Source organism: Klebsiella sp. 18074 (genome assembly GCF_902705905.1).
Taxonomy (GTDB): domain Bacteria; phylum Pseudomonadota; class Gammaproteobacteria; order Enterobacterales; family Enterobacteriaceae; genus Klebsiella; species Klebsiella terrigena.
Map to the genome: position 1 here is coordinate 136,602 of NZ_CACSIS010000001.1, position 21,148 is coordinate 157,749.

Genomic DNA, 21,148 nt, shown 5'->3' on the forward strand with positions numbered 1-21,148 from the left:
CGACCAGGAGATCTAATGATATCGATTCCCATTCGACGATATGGGGCTGCGATACTCATGTTACTTACCTGCATATTTTCAGGTAGTGTGTTGGCAACAACCCACACGGCAACAACGAGTCATAAAGCCCCGATAGTAAAGAAAAGCAGTAGTGTTAAGGTCAGCAGTAAACAAGAGTATTCTCGCAATAGTGTAAAGAGCAGTTCACTTCCTGATTTGCGAAAATACCCTTCCGGAACACCAAGGAAAAAAGCGTTTCTCCGGACAGTGATGCCTTATATTACCAAACAGAATCAGGTGATTACCGCCGATCGTAACTGGCTTGTTACCAAGCAGTATGATTCCCGCTGGTCGCCGAGCGAGCGCACGCGTCTGAAAGATATAACGTCTCGCTATAAGGTGAAATGGTCTGGCAACACGCGCCGTATTCCCTGGAATACGCTGATGGATCGCGTCGACATTATTCCTAACAGCATGGTTGCCACCATGGCGGCGGCCGAAAGCGGCTGGGGTACGTCTAAGCTGGCACGCGTAAACAACAATCTGTTTGGTATGAAGTGCGGCGGCGGCAACTGCAGCGGTGCGATGAAAGGCTATTCTCAGTTTGATTCTGTAGAGCAGTCGGTGCAGGCTTATGTGACCAACCTGAACACGCATCCGGCGTACAAATCCTTCCGCACCTCCCGCGCGCAGCTGCGTAAAACGGACCAGGAAGTGACCGCCAGTACGATGATTCATAAGCTGAAGGGCTATTCGACCAAAGGGTCGAGCTATAACAACTATCTCTTCGCGATGTATCAGGATAACCAGCGTCTGATTGCCGCACATATGTAATGCAAACCCTATAATGAAAAATGCCCGGCGCGCTTGCCCGGGCATTTTTTTCGCTATTTTCCCGCTACATCATCACTTCGCTGTGCCGATCGCGGTACTCCTTCGGCGTAACGTCGTACTCTTTCTTAAACACGGAATAGAAATACTGCAGCGACGGGTAGCCGCACATCTGCGAGATTTCATTAATCGACAGCGTCGTCGAAACCAGCAGGCTGCGCGCCTTCTCCAGCTTCTCGCTGTGAATGACCGTATGAATGGTTTCGCCCACCTCCTCTTTAAAGCGCTTCTCAAGGTTCGATCGCGAGATCCCGACGGCGTCCAGCACCTGCTCAACCTTGATGCCCTTGCAGGCGTGATTGCGGATGTAGTGCATGGCCTGGATAACCGAAGGGTCGGAGAGGGAGCGGTAGTCCGTCGAGCGTCGCTCAATGACGCGCATGGGGGGAACCAGCCTGCGCTGCAGGGGCAGCGCTTCTTTATCCAGCAGGCGGTGCAGCAGCTTTGCCGCCTGATAGCCCATCTGGCGGGTGCCCTGGGCCACCGACGATAGCGCCACGCGCGACAGGTAGCGGGTCAGCTCTTCGTTATCGATGCCGATGACGCACAGCTTTTCCGGTACCGGAATATGCAGCAGCTCGCAGGCCTGCAAAACGTGGCGCGCGCGGGCATCGGTAACGGCGATGATCCCCGTTTGCGGCGGCAGCGTTTGCAGCCAGTCCGCCAGGCGGTTCTGCGCGTGCTGCCAGTTTTCCGGCGCCGTCTCCAGCCCCTGATAAACCACGCCGCGATACTTCTCTTTTGCTACCAGCTGGCAAAATGCGTGCTCGCGCTCGACGGCCCAGCGCTTGCCGCTGGAGGTCGGCAGCCCGTAAAAGGCGAAACGATGAACCCCTTTCTCTTTCAGATGCAGGAAGGCGCTCTCAACCAGGGCGGCGTTATCGGTGGCGATATAGTGAACCGGCGGGTAGTCCTCAGGGCGATAGTAGGAGCCGCCCACGCCGACGATCGGTACCTCGACGCCGGCCAGCAGCTTTTCAATTTCGGGATCGTCATAATCGGCGATCACCCCGTCTCCCAGCCACTCTCTGATGTTCTCTATCCTGGCGCGGAAATCCTCTTCGATAAAAATGTCCCACCCCAGCTGCGACGCCTGTAAATATTCGCCAACGCCTTCCACAACCTGCCGATCGTAGGCCTTGTTGGCGTTGAATAACAGCGTAATACGGTGACGCTTTTCAAACATAATCTCGTTCCCTGGTCTCTCTTGCTGGCCATACAATACCGGCCAATGCCCGAACTATTACAAGCTACTTATGCGTAAATCTGGCGGTAGCGCAAATAATACGGGCATTCTGCTGTCCAGCGCCTCAGGCGCGCCGCTTGGTGGCGGAATCCATCCACACCGCCAGCAGCAAAATGGCGCCTTTAACGATGTATTGCCAGAAGGTGGCGACGTCCATCATGCTCATGCCGTTATCCAGCGCGGACATGATAAAGGCTCCCATCACCGCCCCGGCCACGCTGCCTACGCCGCCGGCAAGACTGGTGCCGCCGATAACGCAGGCGGCGATGGCGTCAAGTTCGGCGATGTTGCCCGCGGACGGAGAGCCGGCCCCCAGACGCGAGCTGAGGATCAGCCCGGCAATCGCCACCATCAGGCCGTTAATGGCGAATACCGCCAGCTTGGTCCGCTCTACGCTGATGCCCGACAGGCGGGCGGCCTCAATGTTGCCGCCGATGGCGTAAATCCGCCGACCAAAGGCGGTGCGGGTGGCCAAAAACATACCGGCCAGCAGCAGCGCGGCGAGGATCAGCACCGGAGTAGGGACGCCGCGATAGTCGTTCAGCAGCCAGATTGCGCCGAGGACAAAAACGGCGGTAAGGGTCTGGCGGCCGACGGCAGCGGTTGAGGCGGAGGTGGTTAACCCCAGCGCCTGGCGGCGCAGGCGGCCGCGCCACTGCCAGATAATAAAGGCGGCCATGCCGACAACGCCGATACCGAAGCCAATGCCGTCCGGCAGGTAGCTCTGGCCGATTTGCGACATCGCCGGGCTGGTCGGGGAGACCGTGGTACCGTTGGTGATGCCGATCAGAATCCCGCGGAATGCCAGCATGCCGGCAAGGGTGACGATAAACGAGGGCACCTTGCGATAGGCGACCCACCACCCGTTCCAGGCGCCCAGCAGCAGCCCCATCGCCAGCGTCACCACAATGGTGAGCGGCAGCGGCCAGCCGAGCCAGACGTCGAAGATGGCCGCCGCGCCGCCGAGAAGCCCCATCATTGAGCCGACGGAGAGGTCAATCTCGGCGGAAATAATCACGAAGACCATTCCCACCGCGAGGATCCCGGTAATGGCCGTCTGCCGCAGCAGGTTAGAAATATTACGCGCGCTCAGGTAGGCGCCGTCGGTAACCCAGGTAAAGAACAGCATGATGACCACGATGGCGGAGATCATGACGAAAACCTGTAGGTTCAGGCTCTTTAATCCGGGCAGGGTGGCGGAGGCAGATGAGGCCAGTTTTATCTCAGACGGCGTGTTTTTCGACATGGTGTTCGCTCCTCAGTGCGGCTTCCATTACCTTTTCCTGGGTCAGACCCTGGTTGATTAAGTTGGCCTTCAGTTTGCCTTCGTGCATGACCAGCACCCGATCGCTGAGCCCGAGCACTTCCGGAAGCTCCGACGAGATAACGATAACGGCGATCCCCTGCTGCACCAGCTGATTAATCAGCTTGTAGATTTCGTATTTCGCGCCGATATCAATGCCGCGAGTGGGCTCATCAAGAATTAAAATGCGCGGGTTCAGCAGCAGGCAGCGGGCGAGGATCGCCTTCTGCTGATTGCCGCCGCTGAGCCGGCCGATGGCCAGATCCGGCGACGAGGTTTTGATTTTGAGGCGCTGGATAGACTGCTGAATGCACAGCTGCTCCCCGGCGTCATCGAGGCTGCTTAGCGGGCCGCTAAACTGATCCAGCGCGGCCAGGGTGATGTTCTTGCCGACCGCCATCACCGGCACGATGCCGTCTTTTTTACGATCCTCCGGCACCATAGCGATACCCTGAGCAATCGCCTGCTGGCAGTGATGAATCGCCACCGGCTGGCCGTCGATATAGATTTTTCCCTCCCAGCGGCCCGGCCAGACGCCAAACAGGCACTGGACGGCCTCGGTACGCCCGGCGCCGACCAGTCCGGCAATGCCGAGGATTTCACCGCGATGCAGCGAAAAGGAGATATCGTTTACTCGTTTAATATGGCGATTGACCGGATGCCAGGCGGTTAAATTCTCAACGCGCAAAATCTCGTCGCCGCGGGTATGCGGCTCGCTGGGGTAAAGGGCGGTAAGCTCGCGGCCGACCATCATGGTAATAACATCATCTTCGTTCATGCCGCTGGCGTCGCGGGTACCAATATGCTGGCCGTCGCGAATCACGCAGATGGTGTCGGAGATCGCTTTGACTTCGTTGAGCTTGTGGGAGATATAAATACAGGCGATGCCGTGATTTTGCAGATCGCGAATAATGTTCAGCAGGATTGCCGTTTCCTGTTCGGTTAATGAAGCGGTGGGCTCATCGAGAATCAATAAGCGCACCTGCTTGTTGAGCGCTTTGGCAATTTCAACCAGCTGCTGCTGGCCAAGACCTAAATCCCCGACGCGCGTATCGGGTGATATCGCCAAATTGACCTGAGCCAGCAGCTTCTGGCTGCGTAGGGTCATGGTTTCATAATCCAGCAGGCCGTGGCGGGAAATTTCAGCGCCGAGGAAAATATTCTCCAGCACCGTGAGATGTTTTACCAGCGCGAGCTCCTGATGAATGATGGCAATGCCCTTACGCTCGGTATCGCGAATATGGGCGGCCTGCAGGGTTTCGCCAGAGAAAATAATCTCGCCCTCATAGCTGCCGTGCGGATAAATGCCGCACAGCACCTTCATCAGGGTGGATTTTCCGGAACCATTTTCGCCACACAATGAGACAACTTCCCCGGCGTTAAGCCGCAGGCTGACATTATCAACGGCCTTCACCGCGCCGAAAGATTTGGTAATGTTCTTCATTTCAAGTAACCAGGACATAGATGCTCCGCATAAGCGATATCCGGCTGGACGAGAATAACGCCCCGGTTAAGGGGCGTCGGGGGTTACAGTTCGCTCTTTTTGTGGAAACCGTCTTTAATCACCGTTTGTTCAATATTGTCTTTATTCACTTCAATTGGCGTCAGCAGACGCGACGGGACCTCTTTCAGGCCGTTGTTTAAGGTGGTGTCAGCGTGCGGCGCCTTATCGTTACCGAGCTCAACGGCAATTTCTGCCGCGGTGGTGGCAAGCGTCACGATGGGCTTATAAACCGTCATCGTCTGGGTACCAGAGATAATGCGCTTCACTCCCGCAAGGTCGGCGTCCTGACCTGAGATCGCCACTTTCCCCGCCAGCCCCTGGGCGCTTAACGCCTGGATTGCCCCGCCGGCGGTGGCGTCGTTTGAAGCCACGACCGCATCAATTTTGTTATTGTTGGCGGTCAGCGCGTTCTCCATTATTTTTAACGCGTTTTCCGGCAGCCAGCCGTCGACCCACTGATCGCCGACAATTTTGATTTTGCCCTGATCGATATAGGGCTTGAGCACCTTCATTTGTCCGGCGCGGAAGAGCTTGGCGTTATTATCAACAGGCGAGCCGCCCATCAGGAAATAGTTTCCCTGGGGCACTTTATCGACCAGGCTTTTGGCCTGCATTTCGCCGACTTTTTCGTTATCGAATGAAATATAGAAATCAATATCTGCGTTATTAATCATACGGTCATAGGCGAGAACTTTGATTCCCTCCTGCTTCGCTTCTTTAATCACGTTACTTAAAACCTGACCGTTGTAAGGAATAATGACAAGAACATCAACGCCGCGATTTATCATATTTTCAATTTGCGACATTTGTGTTTCTTCATTGCCGTTGGCAGACTGTACAAATACTTTCGCGCCTAATGATTCAGCCTTGTTGACAAAAATATCGCGATCTTTCTGCCAGCGCTCCAGCCGAAGATCGTCAATGGCCATACCAATTTTAACTTCTTTAGCAATACCCGCCATGCTGGTCAGAATGAGTGAAGCGCAGAGCGTGAGGCAAAGGTTCTTTATCTTCATAATAATAATACCTTTTTGTAGAGTGCAGGATAAAACGAGCGGTGAAAGCAGACGGCCTGATACGCTGAAGATTCTTAACGGGGAAAAGGGTGCTGGCAATTACCTGTGCTTATTTTGACGTTATGAAATTTAGTTTATTTGCTGATTTATGACCGCGATCTTACTTTAATCTTTAGGGCCTCAGGGATGGTGCCGATCTTTCATTGGGATAGGGCGTGAATAGCGAATAAGCTGGTTGTTTTTGCGATCTGGCGCACGTTTGCGGATTCTCTCAACGGCGGTGTGAAATAACGTAATTGAGGAAAGCAAAACAGCAATTCTATATTGGCTTATGAATTATTACCCGCCGCATCCCTGAATATGGAGTTCATTATGCAGACCTATTTCGATCAACTCGATCGCGTTCGTTATGAAGGCACTAAATCTACTAACCCGCTGGCTTTCCGTCACTATAATCCGGATGAGCTGGTGCTGGGTAAACGCATGGAAGAACACCTGCGGTTTGCGGCCTGCTACTGGCACACGTTCTGCTGGAACGGGGCCGATATGTTTGGCGTCGGTTCCTTCAACCGTCCGTGGCAGCAGCCGGGCGACGCCCTTGAAATGGCAAAACGTAAAGCCGACGTCGCCTTTGAGTTTTTCCACAAGCTGAACGTCCCGTACTACTGCTTCCACGACGTTGACGTCTCCCCGGAAGGCGCGTCGCTGAAGGAGTATCTCAACAATTTCGCACAGATGGTCGATGTGCTGGCGGCAAAACAGGAGCACAGCGGCGTGCAGCTGCTGTGGGGCACCGCGAACTGCTTTACAAACCCGCGCTACGGCGCAGGCGCGGCAACCAACCCGGATCCGGAAGTGTTCAGCTGGGCGGCGACGCAGGTCGTGACCGCCATGGACGCCACCCACAAGCTGGGCGGGGAAAACTACGTCCTGTGGGGCGGCCGCGAAGGGTATGAAACGCTGCTCAATACCGACCTGCGCCAGGAGCGTGAGCAGATTGGCCGGTTTATGCAACTGGTGGTTGAGCACAAACATAAAATTGGCTTCCAGGGGACGCTGCTGATTGAGCCGAAGCCGCAGGAGCCAACCAAGCATCAGTATGACTACGACGCCTCCACCGTCTATGGCTTCCTCAAGCAGTTCGGCCTGGAAAAAGAGATTAAGCTGAATATCGAAGCGAACCACGCGACCCTGGCAGGCCATAGCTTCCACCACGAGATTGCCACCGCCATCGCGCTGGGCCTGTTTGGCTCCGTCGATGCCAACCGCGGCGACCCGCAGCTGGGCTGGGATACCGATCAGTTCCCGAATAGCGTGGAAGAAAACGCCCTGGTGATGTATGAAATTCTCAAGGCCGGCGGTTTCACGACCGGCGGGATGAATTTCGATGCCAAAGTACGTCGTCAAAGCACCGACAAGTACGATCTGTTCTATGGTCATATTGGGGCGATGGATACGATGGCCCTGTCGCTGAAGGTGGCAGCGCGCATGATTGAAGATGGCGAGCTGGATAAGCGCGTAGCAAAACGCTATGCCGGCTGGAACGGCGATCTGGGCCAGCAAATCCTCAAGGGGCAGATGACGCTGACGGAAATTGCTCAGCATGCCGCGCAGCATAATCTGGCACCGCAGCACCAGAGTGGACACCAGGAGCAGCTGGAAAATCTGGTGAATCACTATCTTTTTGATAAGTGATGACAATGCCCGGCGCGTCCGGGCATAGGCTATTTAGCACGCTTTTCGCGCCACGCTCAGCCGTGGCGCGCTGTTCAGGAGAGTCGGTATGTACATCGGGATTGATTTAGGTACCTCGGGCGTGAAGGCCATTTTGCTCAATGAGCAGGGTGAGGTACTGGCTTCGCACACGGAAAAGCTCAGCGTATCGCGCCCGCACCCCTTATGGTCCGAACAAGATCCCGAGCACTGGTGGCAGGCAACGGATAGCGCGATCAAAGCGTTGGGAGAGCAGCACTCCCTGCGCGACGTGAAGGCTATCGGTATCGCCGGGCAGATGCATGGCGCCACGCTGCTGGACAAGCAGCAGCGGGTGCTGCGTCCGGCCATTTTATGGAACGACGGGCGCTGCGGCGAAGAGTGCGCCCTGCTGGAAGAGCGGGTCGGGTGGTCGCGGCAGATCACCGGCAACCTGATGATGCCCGGCTTTACGGCGCCGAAGCTGCTGTGGGTTAAGCGACACGAGCCGGACGTCTTCAGCCAGATTGATAAGGTCCTGCTGCCGAAAGACTATTTACGCTTACGCATGACCGGCGAGTTCGCCAGCGATATGTCTGACGCTGCCGGGACGATGTGGATGGACGTGGCAAAGCGCGACTGGAGCGACGAGATGCTCGCCGCCTGCGGCCTGAGCCGCGATAACATGCCCGCGCTATTTGAAGGCAGCGAGGTGACGGGAGCGCTGCGCCCGGCTATCGCCGCGGCGTGGAATATGCCGCAGGCGCTGGTGGTGGCCGGCGGCGGGGATAACGCCGCCGGTGCCGTTGGCGTGGGCATGGCGGACGCGGGGCAGGCGATGCTATCGCTGGGGACCTCCGGCGTTTACTTTGCCGTCAGCGAGGGGTTTCTCAGCAAACCCGAAAGCGCGGTGCACAGCTTCTGCCACGCGCTTCCCGGGCGCTGGCATTTGATGTCGGTCATGCTCAGCGCGGCATCCTGCCTCGACTGGGCGGCTAAGCTGACCGGCCTGGGTACGGTTCCTGCGCTGATCGGCGCGGCAGAGTCCGCCGATGAGCGCGCGGGCCCGGTGTGGTTTCTACCCTATCTTTCCGGCGAACGTACGCCGCATAACAACCCGCAGGCGAAGGGCGTCTTTTTCGGCCTGACGCATCAGCATGGCCCGGCGGAGCTGGCGCGTGCGGTGCTGGAAGGGGTGGGATATGCGCTGGCGGACGGTATGGATGCGGTCCACGCCTGCGGCATCAAGCCCGAGAGCATCACCCTGATTGGCGGAGGCGCGCGCAGCCCCTGGTGGCGGCAGATGCTGGCTGACATCAGCGGACAGCAGCTGGATTACCGCACCGGCGGCGACGTTGGACCGGCGCTGGGTGCCGCGAGACTCGCGCAGCTGGCGCTGCATCAAGGGGAGTCCTGGTCGGATCTGCTACCCCAGCTGCCGCTTGAGCAGGCTCACCGTCCTAATAGCGAACGCGTCGCGCTCTATGCTCCGCGTCGCGAAACCTTCCGCCAGATTTATCAGCAGCTTCTCCCACTGATGTCATAGCGGCAATCCGCTCCCGCGCGGGAGCGGGTTTGACCGCGGCGCTAGCTCACCAGCCGACGCGTGTCGATGCGCTGCACCAGCGCCGACAGCAGCAGGCTGCCCAGCAGGGCGGCGCTAAAGATCCACAGAATATCCAGCAGCGGCCAGCGGGTGAGCTCCAGACCGCTGGCCCGCAGCGCGTGGATAATCAGCGCATGAAAACCGTAGATCCCCAGGGAGTGGCGGGCGATGAGCGCCAGAACGGGGATCTGACGCGCATTAAGGGTGTTTTTCGCCAGCGTCAGCAGGGCTACCGCGCAGACAAACACCGCCGGACCGCAGTATAAATACCAGGTATCGCCGAAGTTGCCGCGCCACTTGAGCTCATGCAGCGTTCCGCGCGATATCATCCAGACGGCGCTGGCGAACAGCGCGGCACACAGCAGAGTCAGCCATTTTTTATCCGTCTCCATCATGCCAATCGCCCGGCCAAGCACGCCGTACAGTACGTAGTAAAAGGCATCGCCGCTGATATAGAGATTGAGCGGCAGCCATTCGATACCGCCCGCTTTTACGCTCACCATATTGGGGTTGGCGAGAATGCCGATGACCAGCATCAGCGCCAGCAGCATCTTGCCGCTGACCTGCTTAACCTGAATAAGCGGCGAGAGCAGGTAGATGACGATAATCGCGAAGAAAAACCACAGATGATAGAACACCGGCTTTTGCAGCAGGTTTCTTAGCGAGAGCTCGACGTTGATATGGGTAAACAGGGAGATGTAGAGCAGCGACACGGCGCTGTAAAACAGCACGCACAGCACGATGCGCAGAAAGTGCCGCGGCTGGGCGCTGCGTTCGCCGAAAAACAGGTACCCAGACATCATGAAGAAGAGCGGGACGCTGACGCGAGAGGCGGAGTTGAGCAGGTTGGCTATATCCCATTCCACCAGGCTGATTGAGTGGGGATGGGTGATGTACCAGGTGGTGCTGTGGATCATCACCACCATCATGCATGCGATACCGCGCAAACTCGTAATCCAGTTTATTTTTTCCTGCATCAGTACCTCAGTGGTTCCTTCTTAAACAGGGTCTGACTTCCCTGATACCGCGGTGTCGCAATGGAATATTCTGAGTTTGCCGCCGCATGCTTGTAGAGATGTGGAGAGATTCGCACAATGTCCGGGTGATTTCACGTAATCTGAACGATAACAATTTGCTAACAAGGCGGTCGAGGAAAATGGTGATGAAATGTTTCTTTTCTGGACTGCTGCTGCTTGTGCTCGCCGGCTGCAGCCAGACGCCATCCCAGCCGCCACAAAAAGCGCAAAGAGCGCGGATTACGCCGCAAATTACCCTGAATATGGAACAGCTGTGTAAGGATCAGGCGGCAAGACGCTACAGCACCGGGGCCAGGCTGGTTGACGTCAGCCATTTTGAACAGTTCCAGGGAAGCTATGAGCTGTCGGGCCATACCGAGCAGAATGAGCGCTTTATCTGTTCTTTCGATCCAGACGGGCAGTTTTTACATCTTTCTATGCGCTAAATGCCCCGCGGCTGCCGCATGATGGCGTTAATTTCCCCAATTTTGCTTAAACAACGCCGTTTCGTACTGTATATCTCGCAGCCAGCGGGTATACTGATCCCTTCCTTTAAATCCACACGTATCCAGCACGAAATAATATGCAAAAGTTTGATACCAGGACCTTCCAGGGCCTGATCCTGACCTTACAGGATTACTGGGCTCGTCAGGGCTGCACCATTGTTCAACCACTGGACATGGAAGTTGGCGCCGGCACCTCCCACCCAATGACCTGCCTGCGCGCGCTGGGGCCAGAGCCGATGGCGACTGCCTACGTGCAGCCTTCGCGTCGTCCGACCGACGGCCGCTATGGCGAAAACCCGAACCGCCTGCAGCACTACTATCAGTTCCAGGTGGTCATTAAGCCCTCGCCGGACAACATCCAGGAGCTGTACCTCGGGTCTCTGAAAGAGCTGGGTATGGATCCGACTATTCATGATATCCGCTTCGTGGAAGACAACTGGGAAAACCCAACGCTGGGTGCCTGGGGTCTGGGCTGGGAAGTGTGGCTGAACGGTATGGAAGTGACGCAGTTCACCTACTTCCAGCAGGTGGGTGGTATGGAATGTAAGCCGGTAACCGGCGAGATCACCTACGGTCTGGAGCGTTTGGCGATGTACATTCAGGGCGTAGACAGCGTTTACGACCTGGTCTGGAGCGACGGCCCGCTGGGTAAAACGACCTACGGCGACGTGTTCCATCAGAACGAAGTCGAGCAATCAACCTATAACTTTGAATACGCCGACGTGGACTTCCTGTTCTCCTGCTTTGAGCAGTATGAGAAAGAAGCGCAGCAGCTGCTGGCGCTGGAAAACCCGCTGCCGCTGCCCGCCTACGAGCGCATTCTGAAGGCCGCCCATAGCTTCAACCTGCTGGATGCGCGTAAAGCCATCTCCGTCACCGAGCGTCAGCGCTATATTCTGCGCATCCGCACCCTGACGAAAGCGGTGGCAGAAGCTTACTACGCTTCCCGTGAGGCCCTTGGCTTCCCGATGTGCAACAAAAACAAATAAGAGGCGGCCATGTCTGAGAAAACTTTCCTGGTGGAGATCGGCACCGAAGAGCTGCCACCAAAAGCCCTGCGCAGCCTGGCTGAGTCTTTTGCTGCGAACTTTACCGCGGAGCTGGACAGCGCTGGCCTCGCCCACGGCACCGTTGAGTGGTTTGCCGCCCCGCGTCGTCTGGCGCTGAAGGTGGCTAATCTGGCCGCTTCCCAGCCGGATCGCGAAATCGAAAAACGTGGCCCGGCGATTTCTGCGGCGTTTGACGCAGAAGGTAAACCGAGCAAAGCGGCCGAAGGCTGGGCGCGCGGCTGCGGTATCACCGTCGAGCAGGCCGAGCGTCTGGCGACCGATAAAGGCGAATGGCTGCTGTATCGCGCCCATGTGAAAGGCGAAAGCGCGGAAGCGCTGCTGCCGAACATGGTCTCGACCTCCCTCGGCAAGCTGCCTATCCCTAAACTGATGCGCTGGGGCGCGTCGGACGTGCAGTTTGTCCGTCCGGTTCACACCGTGACCCTGCTGCTTGGCGACAGCGTCGTGCCGGCAACTATTCTCGGCATCGACTCCGATCGCGTGATCCGCGGCCATCGCTTTATGGGCGAGCCGGAGTTCACTATCGATAGCGCCGAACAGTATCCGCAAATCCTGCTGGAGCGCGGTAAAGTTATTGCTGACTACGAAACGCGTAAAGCCACCATTAAAGCTGGCGCGGAAGAAGCGGCCCGCAAGATTGGCGGCAACGCCGATCTGAGCGAAAGCCTGCTGGAAGAAGTCACCTCGCTGGTGGAATGGCCGGTGGTGCTGACGGCGAAATTCGAAGAAAAATTCCTCGCGGTGCCTTCTGAAGCGCTGGTGTACACCATGAAAGGCGATCAGAAGTACTTCCCGGTTTATGCTGACGACGGCAAACTGCTGCCGAACTTCATCTTCGTTGCCAACATCGAATCCAAAGATCCGATCCAGATTATCTCCGGTAACGAGAAGGTTGTGCGCCCGCGTCTGGCGGATGCGGAGTTCTTCTTCAACACCGACCGTAAAAAGCGCCTGGAAGATCATCTGCCGCGTCTGCAGACCGTCCTGTTCCAGCAGCAGCTGGGCACCCTGCGCGATAAAACCGATCGTATTCAGGCCCTTGCCGGCTGGATTGCGGGTCAGATTGGTGCGGACGTCAACCACGCGACCCGCGCGGGCCTGCTGTCGAAGTGCGACCTGATGACCAATATGGTCTTCGAGTTCACCGATACTCAGGGCGTGATGGGCATGCACTACGCGCGCCATGATGGCGAAGCGGAAGACGTTGCCGTGGCGCTGAACGAGCAGTATCAGCCGCGTTTTGCCGGCGACGATCTGCCGTCTAACCCGGTTGCCTGTGCGGTGGCGATTGCCGATAAGATGGATACGCTCGCCGGTATCTTCGGCATTGGTCAGCACCCGAAAGGGGACAAAGACCCGTTCGCACTGCGCCGCGCCGCGCTGGGCGTACTGCGCATCATCGTTGAAAAGAACCTGAACCTGGATCTGCAGACTCTCACCGAAGAAGCGGTGCATCTGTATGGCGACAAGCTGACTAACGCCAGAGTTGTTGATGAGGTCATCGACTTTATGCTCGGTCGCTTCCGTGCCTGGTACCAGGACGAAGGCTACGGCGTTGATACCATCCAGGCTGTACTGGCTCGTCGCCCGACCCGTCCGGCTGATTTCGATGCGCGCATGAAGGCGGTTTCGCACTTCCGTACGCTGGAAGAATCCTCGGCACTGGCGGCAGCCAACAAGCGCGTCTCCAACATCCTCGCAAAATCTGAAGAGACGCTGAACGATGCCGTTCACGCCTCCGTGCTGAAAGAAGCCGCAGAGATCAAGCTGGCGACCCATCTGGTTGTGCTGCGTGATAAGCTGCAGCCGTTCTTCGCCGAAGGCCGTTACCAGGAAGCGCTGATCGAGCTGGCCTCCCTGCGTGAACCGGTGGATGAGTTCTTTGAGAACGTGATGGTCAATGCCGAAGATCGGGACGTGCGTATCAACCGACTGACGCTGCTGTCCAAACTGCGCGAGCTTTTCCTGCAGGTAGCGGACATTTCTCTGCTGCAGTAAGCGCCTTTTGGCAACAAAAAAACCTGCCTTCTGGCAGGTTTTTTTATGGCGCGAAGATGCTCATGGCGCCATCTGCTCGCCTACAGGCTGGCCCTTAACTACTCCAGGTTGCCTGCCGTCAGGCTCTCTTTATCGAAAGCATGGCTGACGTTAATGCGGTTTTGATGCATCGACGTATCGATGTTGGATCCCGCTTCCGGCGGTACGGCATGACGTTCTGCTGCCATGACGCCGGTTGATAGTGAGGCTGCCAGAAACAGGGCGGTCATCACGCTGATATTTTTCATTTTAGATTCCTTTTCATCGTGCTGTCGTTGTCGCCTGTATGCTTGATTCCGGCGGCCGGCACTCTCTAAAAGCGCCATCAATGCGATTTATTTGGTCAGTTCTGCGGTCATATGAACGCGGTTGTTGAACTGGGCGCTGGTAATTTTGTAGGACGCACCCTGCTCAGCAGCCTGGGCGGCAATTTTAGCTTCTGCACGGTCCAGGGTGGAGGCGGTGGTGCTGATGCTCTGAGCAAATGCGCCGAAGGACATCAGAGAAAGTGCGGTAACTGCAACGAAAGTTTTGATAGATTTCATGGTCGTATTCCTGAGGTTGTTTGTCTGTAATAGGGCGTTTTGCCCTGATGTGATAAATAATAGGCCGATCGTCTGGTGATTAAAATCGGAACAATTTGCGCATCTTGTTCAAAAAAATAGAACAAAATTTGATCGATAAATTCCGGGCGCTCATCGTTATGACCGGCGATAAATACGTCCGTCAGCTGGCCCATCGGCGCGGCTACTTTTGCCCCGTACCGGCGCGGGTGCTGAAAAAATAATCTTGAAATGTGTGGGGCGGTGTGGCTATTCTGTGTCCCGACGAATCCCTCGTCTTACTGAGAGCACACTGAAAATGGATAACCACGCCTGCTGAATTCACTCCTTGCCAGCGCCATATGCGGCAGGGGAAGTATCGATTTCATTCAGGAGTGCTTATGGCCCATTGTGCCCAATCCCCCGCTTTTATTTTGCATCAGCTCACCTGTCAGTTTGCGACGGGAGACATGCTGTTTGGCCCGCTAAATTTATCGTTAGAGACGTCGTTCTGCGGCCTGGTCGGCCGTAATGGCGTCGGCAAAACTCGCCTGCTTCGGCTGCTGGCGGGCGTCGACTCTCCTTCCGGCGGACATATCGAACGCTTTACCTCGCTGGCCTATGTTGCCCAACATCCGGCAATTGTTTCCAGCACTACCCTGGCCGACCTGCTGGGCTATGAGCCCATCTTCTCTGCTCTGCGGCGGCTTGAGCGCGGGGAGGGATTCGCTGACGACGTCGAGAGCCTGGAGGGTTTCTGGGATCTGCGCGAGCGTCTGAGCGCGGCGTTCGCCGATGCCGGCCTGCCGGCATTTTCTCCCGAGCGTCTCGCCTCGTCGCTGAGCGGCGGCGAGCGGGTGAAAGTACTGCTGTGCGGAGCCTTTCTCTCAGGCGCGGACTATTTGCTGCTGGACGAGCCGACCAACCACCTCGACGGGCAGGGCCGCGAATGGTTGTATCGGCAGCTGGAGCGCTGGCGCGGTGGGGGAATTATCGCCAGCCACGATCGTGAACTGCTGGCGCGAATGCCGCGTATCCTTGAGCTCACGCCGACGGCGCTGCGAAGCTATGGCGGGAACTACGCCGACTATCAGCAGCAGCGTGATGCCGAACAGCAGGCCGCGCGAGCCGCGCTGGAACATGCCGCGACCGAACGCCGCCGCACCCGGGTCCGAATGCAAAAAGAGCATGATGCCAGCCAGCGGCGATCTGCGCAGACGCTGCGGGTTGTCGATACGCTGAATATTGCCTCGTTTGAACGCGTGAAGTACAAAGGCGCGGCGAAGGAGCGCCCCGGAACGCTCCATCGGCAGCATCGGGAGCAAAATAGCGCGCTCAATACCGCCGTCGCCCAGGCGCACGAGCGGGTAGAAGATCAGGCTGCGGTGATGTTCACTCTGCCGGGAAGTCAGATCGCCGTCGGTAAACAGGTCCTGGTGCTGGAGGATCTACGCCTGGCGCACTCGACGGCGGCGGCGCTGAGCTGGCGTATTGATGGGCCGATGCGCGTAGCGCTGCGCGGGCCTAACGGCTGTGGAAAAACCACGTTACTGAAAACGCTGGTCGGTCTCGAGCAGCCGGTTTCTGGAGAGTGCCGACTGTCGGTTCATGCGGCGTGGCTGGATCAGCACCTGACGCAGCTGGACCTGTCGCTATCGGTTTTAACGCATCTTAATCTTGACGATACGCTGCTGGAGGAGGGCGTGCTGCGCAGCCGGCTTGCCCAGCTACAGCTGGGGGCGGATAAAATCAATCTGCCGCTGGCGGCCCTGAGCGGCGGGGAGCGGCTGAAGGCGGCGCTGGCCTGCGTACTGTGGCGGCGGGACGCCACTCAGCTTCTGCTGCTCGATGAGCCGACTAACCACCTGGATTTAGCCTCTGCCCAGGCCATTGAAGCGGCGCTGGCGGGATTCCCCGGCGCGATGCTGGTGGTGTCGCATGACGAGTCGTTCCTGCAGGGACTGAAGCTTACCCACGCTTTAGCGTGGCGGGACGGCGGCTGGCAGCTTGAGCCGTATTAAAACGAAAAAAAACCGCCATGCAAGGTGGCGGTTTCCTGATATTCAGATAAAAAAAATCCCCGCCGTGAGGCAGGGATCTTGAATTCTGAGCTTATTTAAGCTTACAGGCTGGTAACGTTGCCAGCTGCCGGGCCTTTAGCGCCGCTTTCGATGGTGAAGGAAACTTTCTGACCTTCATCCAGAGATTTGTAGCCATCGTTCATGATAGCGGAGAAGTGTACGAACACATCTTTAGAACCGTCATCAGGAGTAATGAAGCCGAAACCTTTATCAGCGTTGAACCATTTTACGATACCAGTCATTTTACCGGACATAGCGAAATACCTTTAAATAATAAATGAACCTTTCGGCGATACGGTCTGGACTACAGATTTGAAGCTATAAAGGGAAAGTTCACTACCGGGGTATCTAGGATAACCGCTCAAGGACTACTCTATACTAACGCTCTGTGGTCTGTACATCAAACCTGCGAGCATTAACTCATTTTTGAGGTGCGATAGCAAACGTTTTTTTCATAGAAATTAAAACGGTCCCAAATCAGGACCGTAATCAGTGTCCAATAACATTATAGAACTTCACTCGAGAATCTGCCTTGAAAGCTTGGGGCTTGCCTGGATCAGACGCATTAACTTGAGCTCAGTCGAAGAGGGTTTGATGCGTCTTGATTCCCACTCCTGCACCATCGACACGCTGACGCCCATGGCATCGGCGAAATCGTCAATTTTCAGCCCGGTCCCTTTACGGAGCCGGTCGAATTCGCTGAAGGCGGTTGGCTTGCGGACTGGGGCGGTCGCTCGGGGCAGATCTTTGAAAATAATTTGTTCCAGGCTGCTCAGTAATTCGAATATTGGATCTTTATATTCCATTGAGAACTCCTTCCTGTCGCACAGTAAAGGGTAGGGTTTGTCGCTGCTTATTAAGAATAGTCAGGAAAAAGCGTCAAGAACGGTAACGGGGGTGATTATATGCCAGCAGGCTTTCGTTTACCGCCTGATAGCCCAGCGGGAGCGGGGGGTAAACCGATGATTAATCATCATACGCGTGGCTTTGGAAAATATTTGTAAACGCCAGAGAAAAACCGAGGCCAGCGGCTTCCCGCTGGCCTTGCGATCAGGCTTTCTGCAGATTTTCAGCGTCGGCCTGAGGCGGGGTAGGCTGACGCAGGCTCATTTTGTATTTAACCAGCAGGGCGAGGGCGGATAAAAAAGCCGGGATCGCCAGCAGGCTGAAAATAGTCGTGAAAGAGAGCTGCGCCTGCATCAGGAATACGCCGCTGAAGGCGCCGAGAATGCCGCCAAAGCGCCCGATCCCCAGCATCCATGCGACGCCGGTGGCGCGGCCCTGAGTGGGATAAAACCCGGCCGCCAGCGCCGGCATGGAAGACTGCGCGCCATTCATAATGCTGCCGGCGATAAATACCATCACCCCCATCAGCACCAGGCTGCCGGTGGAGAAGCCCACCAGACAGACGAAAATACCGGTCAGCAGCCAGCCGACGGCGACGACCTTATTGGGGTTGATCTTATCCATCAGCGCGCCGAGGATCAGTACGCCAATACCGCCGCCCAGCGGGAACAGCGCGGTGATAATCGACGCCTGGCTCATGGTGGCGCCGGTTTCACGAATCAGCAGCGGCAGCCAGCTGGTCAGCAAATAGAAGATCAGCAGGCCCATAAAGTAGGTCAGGCACAGCATCACGGTACCGACGATATAGCGTGGAGAGAAAATGACCGCCAGAGCCGATTTCTCTTTGACCTGGCCGGCCTCACGCAGCTCAAACTCCACTCCTTCCGGCAGCGGCGCAATGCGCCGGAGGATTGCCGCAATACGCTGTGCGGGCTGACGCTTAACGACCATGTAGCGCGCCGATTCCGGCAGCAGGAAGATCAGCGCCACGGCGAGCAGCAGAGGCATCACGCCGCCCAGTATCAGCATGCTTTGCCAGCCGTAGTGCGGGATCATCCAGGCCGAGAGAAAACCGCCCAGCGACGATCCCATCGGGAACCCAACGAACATCAGATTAACCATTAAGGCCCGGCGGCGCTCCGGTGCGTATTCGCTCATCAGCGTCGCGGCGTTCGGCATCGCGGCCCCCAGCCCCAGCCCCGTCAGAAAACGCAGCAGCGTCAGCTGGTTCAGGCTGGTAGCAAAAGCGGTAAGCAGGCTAAAGCTGCCAAACACCACGATCGACATCAGCAGGACCTTCTTGCGGCCAATGCGGTCGGCCAGCGGCCCCGCGGTCAAGGCGCCCACCGCCAGGCCGACCAGCGCAGCGCTCATTACCGGGCCCAATGCCGATTTTTCTACGCCCCACTCCTGCACGAGGTCTGAGGCGATGAAACCGATTATCGCGGTATCGAAACCGTCCATAGCAACGGTGATAAAACATAAGGCCAGAATCATCCACTGGTACTTCGTGAACGGATGTTCATTGATAAAAGCCTGAATATCGATGGTTGTCTTATTCATACGGCATTCCTGGCAGGCAGAGCGGGGGACGAAAACGGCTGTTCACGCCTCCCTCGCTGTCGTTAATAGTATTTGTGCGATAATCGAACGTAATGCCGTTAATCGCTCATTAATCAAAACACTGAACCCGACAGCAGGCAACGCGGTCCGGCCAGGAAGCGTGCGATTATCGTTCTTTTCGGGGATTTAAACGCAATGATTGAAAATTAAGTTTATTTAAATCAATTCGTTGTGTTTTATTTTTGGATTTGTTGTTATGGCGGTAATTGTGATGTGCTTAACAGACGGTAGCGGTTGTCGATAACACGCCGCCAGCGGGCTATTTCCTGCGGAAGATTGTCAGGAAAGTGTATCCTGCGAGGCTGACCTGGACTATCCTTGTCAGCGTCTGGCACGTGTGTGTCTGTTTGCGCTTTTTTTGGCTGAAAGGAGTAAAAAAATGGCGACAGGAAAGTCCTGCTCTCGCTGGTTTGCGGCTGTTGCGGCCTTATTAATGGTGGTTAGCCTGAGTGGGTGTTTTGATAAAGAAGGCGATCAGCGCAAAGCGTTCATCGACTTCCTGCAAAATACGGCTATGCGGAGCGGCGAACGTCTGCCGACGCTGACCGCCGATCAGAAAAAACAGTTCGGTCCTTTTGTGTCCGATTACGCGGTGATTTACGGCTATTCGCAGCAGGTAAGTCAGGCGATGGATGCGGGTCTGCGCCCGGTGGTAGACAGCGTGAACGCGATTCGCGTCCCGCAGGACTATATCACCCAGCGTGAACCGCTGCGCCAGGCAAACGGCGCGCTCGGCGTACTGAGCCAGCAGCTGGAAAATGCCAAAATGCAGGCCGACGGTGCGCATAGCGCGCTGAAGCAGGGTGAAGATCTTAAGCCGGTCTTTGACCAGGTTTACAACAAAGTGGTTACCGCCCCGGCAAATGCCCTGCAGCCGCTGATCCCTGCGGCGCAGGTGTTTACTCAGCAGCTGGTGCAGGTGGGTGATTTTGTTGCCCAGCAAAATACCCAGGTGAGCTTCGTGGCAAACGGGATCCAGTTCCCGACCTCGCAGCAGGCCAGCCAGTACAACGCATTGATTGGCCCGCTGGCGGCTCAGCACCAGGCGTTCAATCAGGCGTGGACGGCAGCCGTTAACGCGACGCGATAGCCGCTGACCGAGCCCGGTGAAGGCGCTTATCGCGCCATCATCCGGGTTTCTTCCCGGCTGACGCGACGCTCAGCCGGGCGAGAATGTCCCTTTCCTGCCTATTTTACCTGCGGGTTCACGCAGTTCTTATCGACGTTGCCCTGCAGCGCATCAATCAGATTATCCACCGCACAGGCCGCCATGTTGTAGCGCGTTTCATGGGTGGCGGAACCAATATGCGGCAGCGCGACGACGTTAGGCATGCTGAGCAGCGGGGAGTCCTGCGCCAGCGGCTCCTGCTCAAACACGTCGAGACCGGCGGCATGGATTTCACCATTCTGCAACGCGGCAACCAGCGCTTTCTCATCGACGACCGGACCGCGTCCGGCGTTAATAAAGATGGCGGATGGCTTCATTTTGGCGAACTTCTCCGCATTGAACAGATGATGAGTCTCAGCGGTCAGCGGCAGGATCAGGCAGACAAAATCGGCTTCCTCAAGCAGCGTATCCAGATCGCAGTAGCGGGCGTTGAAGCGCTCTTCCGCCTGCGGGTGCTGGCTGCGCGCGTTATAGAGGATCGGCATTCCGAAGCCGGCGTGCGCACGCTGGGCCAGCGCCATGCCGATGCGCCCCATCCCAACGATACCCAGCGTTTTGTGGTGCACATCGCTGCCGAACCAGTCCGGCCCGATGCTTTTGGTCCACTCACCCGCCTTCACGCGATTGGCCACTTCCACCACCCGGCGTGAGGTGCTGAGTACCAGCGCCATCACCGTGTCGGCAACGGTTTCGGTCAGTACGGTGGGCGTATGCATCAGCAGGACCCTGCGCGCATTCAGCGCCGCAACGTCGAAGTTGTCGTAGCCTACGGAGACCGTTGAGGCCGCACGAAGGTTGGGCATTTTCTCCAGTAACGCGGTATCAACTTTTTCGCTGGAGCCCAGCAGGCCTTCGGCCTGGGCAAACGCCTCGGCGTGCTGCGCGATGGTTTCGGCGCTCAGGTTTTTCACCCGGGTGACGGCAAAGTGTTTTTCCAGACGTTGCTGCAGGTCGTCGGGAAGCGTTTTATAGAGAATAACGGACGGCTTCATGCGGATCTC

20 protein-coding genes are annotated in these 21,148 nt (G+C 56.9%); 8 read left to right on the top strand and 12 right to left on the bottom strand.

The genetic code is table 11. The features are described from left to right. Nucleotides 1–15 precede the first annotated feature (15 nt). Nucleotides 16–834: a protein bax gene (locus GVK32_RS00660; protein WP_071844863.1), complete on the top strand. Its 819-nt coding sequence runs from the start codon at nucleotides 16–18 to the stop codon at nucleotides 832–834. Between the two features lie 64 nt (nucleotides 835–898). On the opposite strand, the gene xylR is transcribed toward GVK32_RS00660, so the two are convergent. The 4 genes from xylR to xylF all read right to left on the bottom strand — a co-directional run bounded on the left by xylR (nucleotide 899) and on the right by xylF (nucleotide 5,960). Then, nucleotides 899–2,077 carry a D-xylose utilization transcriptional activator XylR gene (xylR, locus tag GVK32_RS00665; RefSeq protein ID WP_159864132.1) on the bottom strand — a complete coding sequence of 393 codons (1,179 nt, stop codon included), beginning with the start codon at nucleotides 2,075–2,077 and terminating at the stop codon, nucleotides 899–901. 124 nt (nucleotides 2,078–2,201) lie between these two features. Then, nucleotides 2,202–3,383: a xylose ABC transporter permease XylH gene (gene xylH / locus GVK32_RS00670; RefSeq protein WP_159864135.1), complete on the bottom strand. Its 1,182-nt coding sequence runs from the start codon at nucleotides 3,381–3,383 to the stop codon at nucleotides 2,202–2,204. Continuing rightward, nucleotides 3,361–4,902 (bottom strand): xylose ABC transporter ATP-binding protein, encoded by a 1,542-nt coding sequence (locus tag GVK32_RS00675; protein ID WP_123709609.1) that lies wholly within the window; start codon nucleotides 4,900–4,902, stop codon nucleotides 3,361–3,363. Before GVK32_RS00675 ends, xylH begins: the two co-directional genes overlap by 23 nt. Nucleotides 4,903–4,967: 65 nt before the next feature. After that, nucleotides 4,968–5,960 (bottom strand): D-xylose ABC transporter substrate-binding protein, encoded by a 993-nt coding sequence (gene xylF / locus GVK32_RS00680; RefSeq protein ID WP_123709610.1) that lies wholly within the window; start codon nucleotides 5,958–5,960, stop codon nucleotides 4,968–4,970. A gap of 372 nt (nucleotides 5,961–6,332) precedes the next feature. Between xylF and xylA the strand changes: the two genes are divergently transcribed. Continuing rightward, entirely contained in the window at nucleotides 6,333–7,655 is a 1,323-nt protein-coding gene (gene xylA, locus GVK32_RS00685; protein ID WP_159864138.1) for a xylose isomerase, read from the top strand. A gap of 88 nt (nucleotides 7,656–7,743) precedes the next feature. Continuing rightward, nucleotides 7,744–9,198: a xylulokinase gene (gene xylB / locus GVK32_RS00690; RefSeq protein WP_159864141.1), complete on the top strand. Its 1,455-nt coding sequence runs from the start codon at nucleotides 7,744–7,746 to the stop codon at nucleotides 9,196–9,198. Between the two features lie 41 nt (nucleotides 9,199–9,239). On the opposite strand, the gene GVK32_RS00695 is transcribed toward xylB, so the two are convergent. Continuing rightward, nucleotides 9,240–10,235: an acyltransferase gene (locus tag GVK32_RS00695; protein WP_159864144.1), complete on the bottom strand. Its 996-nt coding sequence runs from the start codon at nucleotides 10,233–10,235 to the stop codon at nucleotides 9,240–9,242. 179 nt (nucleotides 10,236–10,414) lie between these two features. Here GVK32_RS00695 and GVK32_RS00700 point away from each other — a divergent pair, with 179 nt between their 5' ends. The 3 genes from GVK32_RS00700 to glyS all read left to right on the top strand — a co-directional run bounded on the left by GVK32_RS00700 (nucleotide 10,415) and on the right by glyS (nucleotide 13,848). Next, nucleotides 10,415–10,720, top strand: a complete 306-nt coding sequence (locus tag GVK32_RS00700) for a YsaB family lipoprotein (RefSeq protein ID WP_045853898.1) — start codon at nucleotides 10,415–10,417, stop codon at nucleotides 10,718–10,720. A gap of 137 nt (nucleotides 10,721–10,857) precedes the next feature. Beyond that, complete coding sequence (glyQ, locus tag GVK32_RS00705; protein WP_041143161.1) at nucleotides 10,858–11,769, top strand: glycine--tRNA ligase subunit alpha; 912 nt, start codon at nucleotides 10,858–10,860, stop codon at nucleotides 11,767–11,769. Between the two features lie 9 nt (nucleotides 11,770–11,778). Next, complete coding sequence (gene glyS / locus GVK32_RS00710) at nucleotides 11,779–13,848, top strand: glycine--tRNA ligase subunit beta (RefSeq protein WP_159864147.1); 2,070 nt, start codon at nucleotides 11,779–11,781, stop codon at nucleotides 13,846–13,848. Nucleotides 13,849–13,946: 98 nt separating this feature from the next. Here the strand turns inward: glyS and GVK32_RS00715 are convergent, their stop codons facing one another. The 3 genes from GVK32_RS00715 to GVK32_RS00725 all read right to left on the bottom strand — a co-directional run bounded on the left by GVK32_RS00715 (nucleotide 13,947) and on the right by GVK32_RS00725 (nucleotide 14,626). Next, nucleotides 13,947–14,135 (bottom strand): hypothetical protein, encoded by a 189-nt coding sequence (locus GVK32_RS00715; RefSeq protein WP_159864150.1) that lies wholly within the window; start codon nucleotides 14,133–14,135, stop codon nucleotides 13,947–13,949. 87 nt (nucleotides 14,136–14,222) lie between these two features. Further along, entirely contained in the window at nucleotides 14,223–14,432 is a 210-nt protein-coding gene (locus GVK32_RS00720) for a YdgH/BhsA/McbA-like domain containing protein (protein WP_041143158.1), read from the bottom strand. Beyond that, nucleotides 14,429–14,626, bottom strand: a complete 198-nt coding sequence (locus GVK32_RS00725) for a hypothetical protein (protein WP_159864153.1) — start codon at nucleotides 14,624–14,626, stop codon at nucleotides 14,429–14,431. Before GVK32_RS00725 ends, GVK32_RS00720 begins: the two co-directional genes overlap by 4 nt. Before the next feature lie 204 nt (nucleotides 14,627–14,830). On the opposite strand from GVK32_RS00725, the gene GVK32_RS00730 reads away from it, so the two are divergent. After that, nucleotides 14,831–16,450 carry an ABC-F family ATP-binding cassette domain-containing protein gene (locus GVK32_RS00730; RefSeq protein WP_159864156.1) on the top strand — a complete coding sequence of 540 codons (1,620 nt, stop codon included), beginning with the start codon at nucleotides 14,831–14,833 and terminating at the stop codon, nucleotides 16,448–16,450. A gap of 101 nt (nucleotides 16,451–16,551) precedes the next feature. Here GVK32_RS00730 and cspA read toward each other — a convergent pair whose 3' ends face one another. From cspA to GVK32_RS00745, 3 genes are all read right to left on the bottom strand, one after another. Continuing rightward, entirely contained in the window at nucleotides 16,552–16,764 is a 213-nt protein-coding gene (gene cspA, locus GVK32_RS00735) for an RNA chaperone/antiterminator CspA (RefSeq protein ID WP_004868803.1), read from the bottom strand. Nucleotides 16,765–17,025: 261 nt separating this feature from the next. Continuing rightward, nucleotides 17,026–17,316, bottom strand: coding sequence for an HTH-type transcriptional regulator (locus GVK32_RS00740; protein WP_159864159.1), 291 nt, complete (start codon nucleotides 17,314–17,316; stop codon nucleotides 17,026–17,028). Between the two features lie 244 nt (nucleotides 17,317–17,560). Then, nucleotides 17,561–18,919, bottom strand: coding sequence for an aromatic acid/H+ symport family MFS transporter (locus tag GVK32_RS00745; RefSeq protein ID WP_159864162.1), 1,359 nt, complete (start codon nucleotides 18,917–18,919; stop codon nucleotides 17,561–17,563). 439 nt (nucleotides 18,920–19,358) lie between these two features. On the opposite strand from GVK32_RS00745, the gene GVK32_RS00750 reads away from it, so the two are divergent. Then, nucleotides 19,359–20,069 (top strand): DUF3053 domain-containing protein, encoded by a 711-nt coding sequence (locus GVK32_RS00750; RefSeq protein WP_128876940.1) that lies wholly within the window; start codon nucleotides 19,359–19,361, stop codon nucleotides 20,067–20,069. Between the two features lie 98 nt (nucleotides 20,070–20,167). Here the strand turns inward: GVK32_RS00750 and ghrB are convergent, their stop codons facing one another. Next, nucleotides 20,168–21,139, bottom strand: coding sequence for a glyoxylate/hydroxypyruvate reductase GhrB (gene ghrB / locus GVK32_RS00755; protein ID WP_076946249.1), 972 nt, complete (start codon nucleotides 21,137–21,139; stop codon nucleotides 20,168–20,170). Nucleotides 21,140–21,148 lie beyond the last annotated feature (9 nt).